This window comes from Rhizobium sp. Rhizsp42 (genome assembly GCF_047304155.1).
Lineage (GTDB): Bacteria > Pseudomonadota > Alphaproteobacteria > Rhizobiales > Rhizobiaceae > Rhizobium.
The window spans coordinates 276,658-286,244 of the sequence record NZ_JBGLYS010000004.1; the positions used below are offsets into that span (position 1 = coordinate 276,658).

Annotated in this window: 10 protein-coding genes; 5 read left to right on the forward strand and 5 right to left on the reverse strand. The window is 62.1% G+C overall.

Annotated features, from left to right (window positions below; translation table 11 throughout):
• Positions 1 to 358 precede the first annotated feature (358 nt).
• On the reverse strand, positions 359 to 1,687 hold the full coding sequence (locus ACCD05_RS07180; RefSeq protein ID WP_111560405.1) for a PLP-dependent aminotransferase family protein: 1,329 nt from the start codon (positions 1,685 to 1,687) through the stop codon (positions 359 to 361).
• A gap of 101 nt (positions 1,688 to 1,788) precedes the next feature.
• On the opposite strand from ACCD05_RS07180, the gene ACCD05_RS07185 reads away from it, so the two are divergent.
• The 5 genes from ACCD05_RS07185 to ACCD05_RS07205 all read left to right on the forward strand — a co-directional run bounded on the left by ACCD05_RS07185 (position 1,789) and on the right by ACCD05_RS07205 (position 6,691).
• Positions 1,789 to 2,769, forward strand: a complete 981-nt coding sequence (locus ACCD05_RS07185) for a nitrate ABC transporter substrate-binding protein (RefSeq protein ID WP_111560936.1) — start codon at positions 1,789 to 1,791, stop codon at positions 2,767 to 2,769.
• A 39-nt stretch (positions 2,770 to 2,808) separates the two neighbouring features.
• Positions 2,809 to 3,699: an ABC transporter substrate-binding protein gene (locus ACCD05_RS07190; RefSeq protein WP_026283574.1), complete on the forward strand. Its 891-nt coding sequence runs from the start codon at positions 2,809 to 2,811 to the stop codon at positions 3,697 to 3,699.
• Positions 3,696 to 4,628, forward strand: a complete 933-nt coding sequence (locus tag ACCD05_RS07195) for an amino acid ABC transporter permease (protein WP_111560404.1) — start codon at positions 3,696 to 3,698, stop codon at positions 4,626 to 4,628. Before ACCD05_RS07190 ends, ACCD05_RS07195 begins: the two co-directional genes overlap by 4 nt.
• A complete protein-coding gene (locus ACCD05_RS07200) occupies positions 4,625 to 5,404 on the forward strand; it encodes an amino acid ABC transporter ATP-binding protein (protein WP_111560403.1) in 780 nt (259 codons plus the stop codon). The genes ACCD05_RS07195 and ACCD05_RS07200 overlap by 4 nt, the downstream gene beginning before the upstream one ends.
• Positions 5,405 to 5,509: 105 nt before the next feature.
• Entirely contained in the window at positions 5,510 to 6,691 is a 1,182-nt protein-coding gene (locus ACCD05_RS07205; RefSeq protein WP_111560402.1) for a M20 aminoacylase family protein, read from the forward strand.
• A 113-nt stretch (positions 6,692 to 6,804) separates the two neighbouring features.
• Here the strand turns inward: ACCD05_RS07205 and ACCD05_RS07210 are convergent, their stop codons facing one another.
• The 4 genes from ACCD05_RS07210 to ACCD05_RS07225 all read right to left on the reverse strand — a co-directional run.
• Positions 6,805 to 7,242, reverse strand: coding sequence for a helix-turn-helix domain-containing protein (locus ACCD05_RS07210; protein WP_112989312.1), 438 nt, complete (start codon positions 7,240 to 7,242; stop codon positions 6,805 to 6,807).
• Between the two features lie 167 nt (positions 7,243 to 7,409).
• Complete coding sequence (locus ACCD05_RS07215) at positions 7,410 to 7,694, reverse strand: membrane lipoprotein lipid attachment site-containing protein (RefSeq protein WP_111560400.1); 285 nt, start codon at positions 7,692 to 7,694, stop codon at positions 7,410 to 7,412.
• Between the two features lie 138 nt (positions 7,695 to 7,832).
• Positions 7,833 to 8,993, reverse strand: coding sequence for a fumarylacetoacetate hydrolase family protein (locus ACCD05_RS07220; RefSeq protein ID WP_112989310.1), 1,161 nt, complete (start codon positions 8,991 to 8,993; stop codon positions 7,833 to 7,835).
• 198 nt (positions 8,994 to 9,191) lie between these two features.
• On the reverse strand, positions 9,192 to 9,587 hold a 396-nt coding region (locus ACCD05_RS07225; protein WP_413391925.1), incomplete at its 5' end, for a dihydroxy-acid dehydratase.

A 9,587-nucleotide genomic window follows, 5' to 3' on the forward strand; every position in this document is an offset into this window, starting at 1 on the left:
TGCACGCCTCGCTTCAAAGCTGAGGCAAGTGCGATTTGGGAAGCAGTGGCGGAAATCCGATCTCGGCCTTGCATCTCCTGCGTCAGCGGAGCATTTTTCGAATCGAGGCAAGCCATCGGGGGGGAGTCTAGTGGACACAGTTCAAAGGTGCGTATCTGCCGGGGTAGTTATAATCGTGGCCGCGCTCACCTCCGCGTGCACGACAGGCCCCAACTATAATCCGGCTGACAACTACTATAATCCTCGGACGTCGGTGAACCCGGCTTGCAACGCTGGATTCAGACCAACCAACAATTGGACGTGTAGCTACTGACGGTCTGCTTCCGCAGGCAAAGAGTGGTCTAGCTGCGCCGTCAGCTCAATCATGCGATGCCGCAAGCGCGATTGAATCCGCGACCTCGATGCAGCGATCGGACAGAATGGCCGTTGCCACGCGCAGATAGTTTCCCGGCAGCAGCGAGAATTTCGCGCCCGGATGCACGGCGATCCCGCGTGCTGCAAGCGTCACCATCGCGAACGGCTCCGAGGAGACCGGCACCCAGGCGGACAGGCCGGCGCCATGCGCGGCGTTTATGTTTCGGTCGCGCAATGCCTGCACCAGATCATGGCGACGTCGAGCGTAGATATCGCGCGCTTTGCGCACCGTCTCCTGAGTCTCCGGATCGCGGATCAGCCATGCGCCCGCCGCCTGCAGGATGCGGCTCGTCCAGCCGGCGCTGAAGCTGCGGAACGACTGGATCTGCTCGACGATCGCACGCGAGCTCGACAGGGCCGCCAGACGCAGATCAGGGCCGTGAGTCTTTGAGAATGAGAATATGTGGATCACCCGATCCGGGAAGATATTCCCCATCGATTGCCTCGGTGTATCGGAGATATCACCGACGCCATCATCTTCCACGATCAGCGTATCGGCGCCGCGCAAGACGTCGGCAAGGCTTTGCATACGCGCGGCAGTCACAGTCTGGCCGGTGACTGAATGGATGCGCGGTTGGAAGATAAAGGCGACGGGGCGATAGGCCATGGCCTGGCGCAAGGACGAGGGCAGTGGACCCTCGTTGTCGCACTCCACGGGAATGATGCGCGCCCCGCGATCTTCGAGAATATCAAGCAGACGCATGGCAGTCGGGTTTTCGATCGCGACAGCGGCGCCGGGCATCACAAGCGCATGCATCAGCGTATAGACGGCGTTGTAGCCGCCGTTGGTCGCCAAAAACGCCTCGGGCTCGTAGGGCCACGTCTCTCTGACCGCCGCCTCTAGCTCAGGCAGAATGCGGTTGCGCTCATAACTGTTCAGGTTCTCGGCGGAGGCGCCGTAGACCATCGCCTGCCCAAGCTTCGGCAGAAGCGTCACGTCGGGCACGGCCGCCGTCAGGTTCAAGACATCTTCGCCGTAGTTGCCGGAACTCGCCAGTCGCTCCGGTTTGGCGACGAAGCGGTCGCCGCTCACCCACGTCCCGTTGCGCCCGCGGCCGCTGATGATCTTCTGGCGCCGCAATTCGCTCCACGCTTCGGAGATCGTGGCCGGGCTGATGCCGAGCGCAAAGGCTAGGTCGCGAATGGCCGGAAGCTTGGTGCCGACAGGCAGCGCGCCGCCACGGATGAGGGCGCTCGTCTCGAGCGCGATCCCGCGAATCGTCCGATCGGTTATTTTTTGGGCAAACCACGCCGCATTCCGACTATCGCTCATTTTTGCACCGTATTTAATGTTCAATAACGTAATAACATTTGATCGGCTTCATTTGAACATTTAACGATGCGCCAGACAAGAAACTTCGAGAGTGAATGCAGATGCCGATCACACTTCGCCTTGCCCTTCGCGACTGGGACTACATTACCCCTCTCATTCTCGGTGACGTCGCGTCGTCGAAGCTCGACGTCAAGGTCGAGCGCATCGGCACCCTGGTTTCGCATGTCGGCAAGAGCGACTCTTGCGACGCAGCCGAAATGTCCTTCAGCCGCTACACCCAGCTGCGCTACGATGGTGACCACAGCGTCGTCGGCATTCCGAACTTCATCATGCGCGGCTTCCGCCATCGCTGCGTCATCACCATGAAGGACAGCCCGATCACCGAGCTGTCGCAGCTTGCAGGCAAGCGCATCGGCGTCACCGGTTGGCGCGACTCGGGCAATACCTGGACGCGCGCCGCGGTGCGTCGCGAAGGCGTTCAGGTCGAGGACGCGATGTGGTATGCTGGCCGCCTGACGGAAGCGCATCCTGTTGTCGATCGGCTCGACGGCTTCGGTCGCCCCGGCCTGATCGAAGCGGCTCCCGGCGAGCGTCCGATGGTCGACCTTTTGCGCGAAGGCCAGCTCGACGCGATCTTCACGCCGTTCATGCCGGATGGCTATTTTGCCAATGGTTCACCTTTCCGGCAGGTTCTGTCCGATTTCCGTGGTGCCGAGCGTCGATATTTCGACGAGGTGGGTTATGTACCCGGCATGCACCTCATCGGCATCAAGGCTGAGATCGTGGAAGAGAACCCCTGGATCATTGCCGAGCTCAGCCAGCTGATCGAGGAATCGCAGCGCATGTGGCTGAACAAGCGCCGCAAATATGCGGATACGTCGCCCTGGATGTTCGACGAGCTCCTGAAGACCTCCCTCGAACTCCCTGCGAACTGGGATGAAAACGGCCTTGCCGCCAACGAGAAGATGATCGCCGATTTCTCGGCCGAGCTTCACGCCCAGGGCATTCTCGCTCGCGAGATGACGCCTTTGGAACTCTTCCCGTTCGATACCGACGGCAGCCGTACGGGTACCAACCTCTAACCGCATGCAACCAAGACAGCATTAATAAGGGGAATGAACATGTTGCTGAAGAAAATGACCTACCTCGTCCTGGCAAGCGCCGTGGCCACCAGTGCCGCGATGGCTGAGGATGCGGCCTTGCCGAAGCCCGCGCTCAACGCCGCGCTGCATGACAAGCTGCCCGACGCGATCAAGACCTCGGGCAAGATGATCTCCGTCAACAACGGTTCGTTCCCTCCCTACGAAATCGTCACCGGCACCGTCATGACCGGCGCCAGTGCCGACCTGACCGAAGCCCTGGGCGCCGTCCTCGGCGTTAAGATCGAGCATGAGACCGTCGGTGGCCTGCCGGCGCTTCTCGCCGGCGTCAACTCCGGTCGCTACCAGTTCGCCTTCGGCCCCGTTGGCGACTACAAGGATCGTGAAGCGTCCAACGACTTCGTCGACTGGGTTCAGGAATTCGTCGTCTTCGCGACCGTGAAGGGGAACCCGAAGGGCATCACCTCGCTCGACACGGCCTGCGGCCAGCGCATCTCGGTCATGGCTGGCGGCTCGGCCGAGCGCGTGATCAAGACCCAGTCGGACAAGTGCAAGGCCGACGGCAAGAGCGGCGTCGAAGTCCAGTCCTACACCGACCAGCCAAGCTCGATCCTCGCCGTGCGCTCCAAGCGCGCCGACGCCTTCTTCTCCTCGCAGGCGCCGCTTACCTACTTCGTCAGCCAGGCCAACGGCCAGCTCGAACTGACCGGTGTCGGCCAAAAGAACGGCTTTGAGGACATCTTCCAGGGCGCTGTCGTTCCCAAGGGTTCGCCGCTCGGCCCTATCCTGATCGACGCCATCAAGGTACTGATGGCCGACGGCAGCTATGCCGCGATCATGAAAAAGTGGGGCCTTGAGAACAACATGATCAAGGAACCTGGCCTCAACCTCGGCGGACAGCTTCCCAAATGAGCACCAACACCACGACCAATGCACCGCCTTCGGGCGGTGCTGACTTCCGCGACGTCGTTACCGCGCATACGCCGTTCAGAACGGGACGCCTCGTTCTTTGGGCGGTCATCGCCATCGTCGTCATCGATTTCGTCTGGATCGTCGCCAACAACGAGAATTTCGGTTGGCCGGTCGTTGCCCAATATTTCTTCGACCCGACCGTCATCAGCGGCCTCTATGTCAGCCTTGGCCTGACCGTCATCGCGATGATCCTCGGCGTCGCGCTCGGCCTGATCATCGCGATCATGCGCATGTCGAACGACCGGTTGGCGAAAGGCTTTGCCTCGCTGTTCATCTGGTTCTTCCGCGGCACGCCGCTGCTGGTGCAGCTGATCTTCTGGTACAACATGTCGACGCTGTTTCCGCAGTTGTCGATATCAGTTCCCTTCGGTCCATCGCTCATCAGCTGGGACACCAATGCGGTGATCACGCCGATGACGGCTGCCATTGTCGGCCTGGCGCTGAACGAAGCGGCCTACATGGCCGAGATCATTCGCGGCGGCCTTCTGTCGGTCGATCGCGGCCAGGCGGAAACCGCCGAGGCCTTCGGCATGACCAAGGGCAGGGCGCTGTGGCGGATCATCATTCCGCAGGCGATGCGCTCGATCGTTCCGCCGACGGGCAACCAGCTGATCAGCATGATCAAGGCGACCTCGCTCGTCAGCGTCATTGCCATGGCCGATCTGCTCTACTCCGTGCAGTCGATCTACAACCGCACCTTCGAGATCGTCCCGATGCTGCTGGTCGCCGTCATCTGGTACCTGCTCATCACCTCGGTGCTCAACATCGGCCAGAGCTACATCGAAGCCTATTACGGCCGTAGCGAACGCCGCAATGGCGCAACGGCCAAGCCGACCACTGTTGCCGCTGCAGAGGAGGCAAGCCATTGACCGCCGTCTCCAACACCAAGCCGCTGGTTCAGGCGCGCAATGTCCACAAGTCCTTCGATCATCTCGAAGTGCTGAAGGGCATCGACCTCGACATCATGCCTGGCGAAGTCGTCGTCGTTCTCGGCCCGTCGGGATCGGGCAAGTCGACGTTCCTGCGCTGTATCAACCACCTCGAGCCGATCCAGAAGGGATACATCGAGGTGGATGGCGAGCAGATCGGTTATCGGGTGCGCAAGGACCGGCTGGAGCGACTTTCGCCCAACGGCATCGCCCGCCAGCGCCGCAAGATCGGCATGGTGTTCCAGCAGTTCAATCTCTATCCGCACATGACGGTGCTGCAGAACATCATCGAGGCGCCGGTCGGCGTCCACGGTGAGAACCGCAAGGACGCGATCGAAAACGCCAAGCACCTCCTGCAGCGTGTCGGCCTGTCGGAGAAGGCGAATGCCTATCCCCGCCAGCTCTCCGGCGGCCAGCAGCAGCGCGTGGCGATCGCCCGCGCGCTGGCCATCAAGCCGAAGCTGATGCTCTTCGACGAGCCGACCTCGGCACTCGATCCCGAACTCGTCGGCGAAGTGCTGTCGACGATGCGCGATCTCGCCAAGCAGGGCCTGACGATGATCGTCGTCACCCACGAGATCGGCTTTGCCCGTGAGGCGGCCGACCGGGTGGTGTTCATGGATGGCGGCGTCGTGGTCGAGCAGGGCAAGCCGGAAGATGTGATCGGCAATCCGCAGCATCCGCGCACGCAGGCCTTCCTGTCGCGCTTTCTCTGACATCGGGCTCATCCAGCGCAAAGCCGCTCATGATGCAATCGAAGACCCGGCCGGCCCTGTCATGGGGCCGGTAGCGGACCACGCATGCAAAGAATTGGAACGGACATGACCATCGACAACGATTTCGCCCGCCTTTCGGATTTCGAGCCCATGGACGCCGAACTGCGCGCCATCCGCCAGCATCTGCACGCCCACCCTGAACTGTCGTTCGAAGAAACGGAAACCGCCCGCTTCGTCGCTGAGAAGCTCGAGGGCTGGGGCTATGAAGTGACCCGCAACGTCGGTGGCAACGGCGTCGTCGCCCGCATGACGCAGGGCGCCGGCAAGAAGAGCATCGCGATCCGCGCCGACATGGACGCCCTGCCGATCACCGAGCAGACCGGCAAGCCCTATGCCAGCCAGGTTCCCGGCAAGATGCATGCCTGCGGCCACGACGGCCACACGACGGTGCTGCTGGGGGCCGCCGAATATCTGGCGCGCACCCGCAAGTTCAACGGCACGGTCAACCTGATCTTCCAGCCCGCCGAAGAGGCCGGCGGCTTCAGCGGCGCCCAGGCGATGATCGATGACGGCCTGTTCGAGCGCTTCCCGTTCGACGCCATCTTCGGCCTGCATAATCACCCCGGCGCGCCTGAAGGCAGCTGGCTCATGCGTTCGGGGCCGCTGATGGCGGCCGCCGACACGGTCGAGATCAAGATCACGGGCAAGGGCGGCCACGCGTCGCGCCCGCACCTGACGATCGATCCCGTCGTCGTCGCCTGCAATCTCGTCGTCTCGCTGCAGACAGTCATCTCGCGCAATGTCGATCCGACGCAGACGGCTGTCGTTACGGTTGGCGCCATCCATGCCGGCGAAGTGGCCAACGTCATCCCGGAAAGCGCGAGCATGCTTTTGACGGTGCGCTCGTTCGACCCGAAGGTTCGCGAGATCCTCGAAAAGCGCATCCGGGCGCTGACGACGTCGCTGGTCGAAGGCTTCGGCGCCGCCGTCGAGATCGACTACGCCTACGGCAACCCCGTCGTCGTCAACTCCGAAAAGGAAACAGAGTTCGCCCGCATGGTGGCCGAGGAACTGGTAGGCGAGGGCAATGTCGCGCTTTGCCCGCTTATCCCCGGCAGCGAGGACTTCTCGCACTTCCTGCAGCACAAGCCCGGCAGCTTCCTGCGCCTGGGTAATGGCATGAACTCGGCGATCCTGCACAGCGCCAAATACGACTTCGCCGACGACAGCCTGACGGCGGGTGCCGCAATGTGGGCGCGTCTCACGGAACGCTACCTCGACGAGTAATCGTTCGGTATCGAATTCTCCCAAGAAACGAAGAAGGGGCGCCCGCAATAGGCGCCCCTTCTTTCATATCATGCGGGCCGCGGCGCGGATGCGCCGTCGGCCGGTAAGTCCAATTACTGGTTGGACGAGGCGGCGGATTTGTCCGCGGCCACCTGCGTCTGCGCCATCGCTTTCACGAGGGCCACGATCTTTTCGCGCAGCTGCGTGTCCGTGATCTTGATGAACGCCTTGTTGAGCGCGAGCCCTTCCTTGGAATGCAGGAATTCCGCGACCGGATCGGTCGTTGCCGTCAGTTCGAGACCGGCGAGCGACAAAGGCTCCGACGGATCCTGCTGAAAGAAGAAACTTGGCGTGGTGTTCAGAACCTCAGCGATACGCTGCAGCCGGCTGGCGCCGATCCGGTTCATTCCCTTTTCGTACTTCTGCACCTGCTGGAACGTCACGCCGATCTGCTCGGCCAACCTTTCCTGGCTCAGTCCCAGCAACTGCCTGCGCATTCTGACTTGGGAACCCACATAGCTATCGATTGCATTCGGTGTCTTAGCATTCATCTTGTATGTCCTATGCCGGAATCAAAGCGAAACAGTCCCCGGCAAACCGGCTCTATCCAGCAACAACAGTTTGTCTTAGCAAGCGATCAAATTCAACCTCAGGATTATGACGATTAGGTGATCTGTGGGCGGAAACTCCGAAGATACACGCCATACGTGCGTCTCGTTCAATCTCTACCGCCGAAGCGGATCGGCCGGATCACGCGGTGGACAATCTTCAGCGTCCGGTCGGGCTGGATCATGTAAGTCTCCTCGACCTCTTGCCCATACTGGTCGATGAAGCTGTGCGGGAAGGTCGAGCCGATCGGCGATTTGGTGAGCTTCGTCCGAGGCTGGCCGCTATAGATGATGCTGCCGGGAATCGGTGTGAGCCCGGGTGCGGAGTAGTTCTTTCCGGTCGTGCATCCTGCCAGAAGAACCAGCGCGACAATTGCAACCACAGTCCGTTTCATCGCGCCCTCACATCTTCGTTTCGCTTGACCTGTGCATATATGGTCGCGGCCTGGAATGGACAGGCGGTGCTGGCTTATCCCGGATGTTTTTTGATGGCGGCGGCAAACGCCGCCATCGCGTCTCACTTGCTCAACGGCCTAAAGCAGCCCGCGTTTCGCCAGATTGGCCATCAGCGCGCCGATGCCGAAGGTCCAGGGGGTGCAGTCGTTCGAGCGGCGCACCGTATTCACAAGCAAGCCGAGCCCAGCCGACGAAATCTCCACGACGTCGCCGATCTTGTGGGTAAAACCCTGGTTCGGCGCGTCGCGGTCCTGCGTCGGGGCAAACAGCGTGCCGAGAAACAGCATGAAACCATCGGGATACTGATGATGCGCGCCGCAGGTCTGGCGGACGAGATCGGTCGGATCGCGGCTGATCTTCGACATCGAGCTCTTGCCATGAAGCACGAAGCCGTCTTCGCCGGTTACCTTTAGGTCAAGCTCGGCGCTGCGCACCGCATCAAGATCGAAGCTCTCGTCGAGCAGGCGGATGAAGGGGCCGATCGCGCAGGAGGCGTTGTTGTCCTTCGCCTTGCCAAGCAGCAACGCCGAGCGTCCCTCGACATCACGCAGGTTGACGTCGTTGCCTAGCGACGCGCCCCGGATCTCGCCACGACTATTGACCGCGAGCACGATTTCCGGCTCCGGATTGTTCCAGGTCGAGACCGGATGCAGGCCGACATCGGCACCCCAGCCGACGGAGGAGAGCACCGGCGCCTTGGTGAAGACTTCCGCATCCGGGCCGATGCCGACCTCGAGATATTGCGACCACATCCCTTCCTCGATCAGCGCCTGCTTGACCGTGGCTGCTTCCGGAGACCCCGCCTTCAGATTGTTGAGGCTGCCGCCGATCAGCGTGCTGACGCGCTCGCGGATCGCGGCCGCCCGGTCGGGATTGCCCGCCGCCTTCTCCTCGATCACCCGCTCGATCATCGACTGCGCGAAGGTGACGCCGCAAGCCTTGACCGCCTGCAGATCGACCGGCGCCAGCAGATAGGGGCACGAGGCATCCGGCTTGCCGGTGCTGTTTGCGGCGATATCCTCGAGCGTTCCAAGCGACTTGCCGTTGGCGGAACGGACGAAGGCCACGAGATCAGGCCGCTCCAGAAGCGCGCTCATCGTGGCCACGTCCTTCGACGTGATATCGACTACCTGCTGATCACGGATCGTCACGAGGCTGGGGCCTTCGGCGGCAGGGTTCCAGACGCGGCCGACGAACAGGCCACCCGAGGCGGCGGCGTCGAGAAGGGTATAAGGCATGATAATGTTCCGTCACGCGAGCGATGGACGCGCTCTATGAGCCAGGGGATGCGCCGCCCTCCAACCCAGCGGCAGCAAAATCGATCATATTCGCCGACGACGGGCAAGGCCGGAATGCTGAGGAATGATCGCCTATCCGCGAAAACACTCATGGGCCGGTGCCCATCCAGACACCGGCCCATGATCGAAAGTCGCCGCTTAGTGGTTGTCGCGCGGGATACCCTTGGTCTGGGCGATCCGCTGATACTTCACCGCCGGCTCCAGCACCGCGCCGGTTTCCATCTGCCCGACATAGGAGCGCTGGATTTCCTGCCACGGCGTCTGGCTTTCCGGATAGACATAGCCGCCGGCCGCGACCAGTTCCGCGCGCCGCTTGGCGATCTCTTCGTCGCTGATCAGGATGTTGGCTGTTCCCTTCTTGAGGTCGATGCGCACCTGATCGCCCGTCTGCAGGATCGCAAGGCCGCCACCGGCGGCCGGCCCCCGCCGGGCGGTGTGGGTAGTGGGCGCCCCCCAGGGGCGCCCCCGGGGCCCCGAACACACCCACCGGAAGCCCGCAGCCCGCCCAGACCTGGCCGGCGGCGGGGTTTGGGT

What these genes read in the sequence shown, in the direction of transcription:
- ACCD05_RS07220 (WP_112989310.1), bottom strand. Translation starts at nt 8,993, where the DNA reads ATGCCTTATACCCTTCTCGACGCCGCCGCCTCGGGTGGCCTGTTCGTC.
- ACCD05_RS07215 (WP_111560400.1), bottom strand. Translation starts at nt 7,694, where the DNA reads ATGAAACGGACTGTGGTTGCAATTGTCGCGCTGGTTCTTCTGGCAGGA.
- ACCD05_RS07205 (WP_111560402.1), top strand. Translation starts at nt 5,510, where the DNA reads ATGACCATCGACAACGATTTCGCCCGCCTTTCGGATTTCGAGCCCATG.
- ACCD05_RS07190 (WP_026283574.1), top strand. Translation starts at nt 2,809, where the DNA reads ATGTTGCTGAAGAAAATGACCTACCTCGTCCTGGCAAGCGCCGTGGCC.
- ACCD05_RS07195 (WP_111560404.1), top strand. Translation starts at nt 3,696, where the DNA reads ATGAGCACCAACACCACGACCAATGCACCGCCTTCGGGCGGTGCTGAC.
- ACCD05_RS07210 (WP_112989312.1), bottom strand. Translation starts at nt 7,242, where the DNA reads ATGAATGCTAAGACACCGAATGCAATCGATAGCTATGTGGGTTCCCAA.
- ACCD05_RS07180 (WP_111560405.1), bottom strand. Translation starts at nt 1,687, where the DNA reads ATGAGCGATAGTCGGAATGCGGCGTGGTTTGCCCAAAAAATAACCGAT.
- ACCD05_RS07185 (WP_111560936.1), top strand. Translation starts at nt 1,789, where the DNA reads ATGCCGATCACACTTCGCCTTGCCCTTCGCGACTGGGACTACATTACC.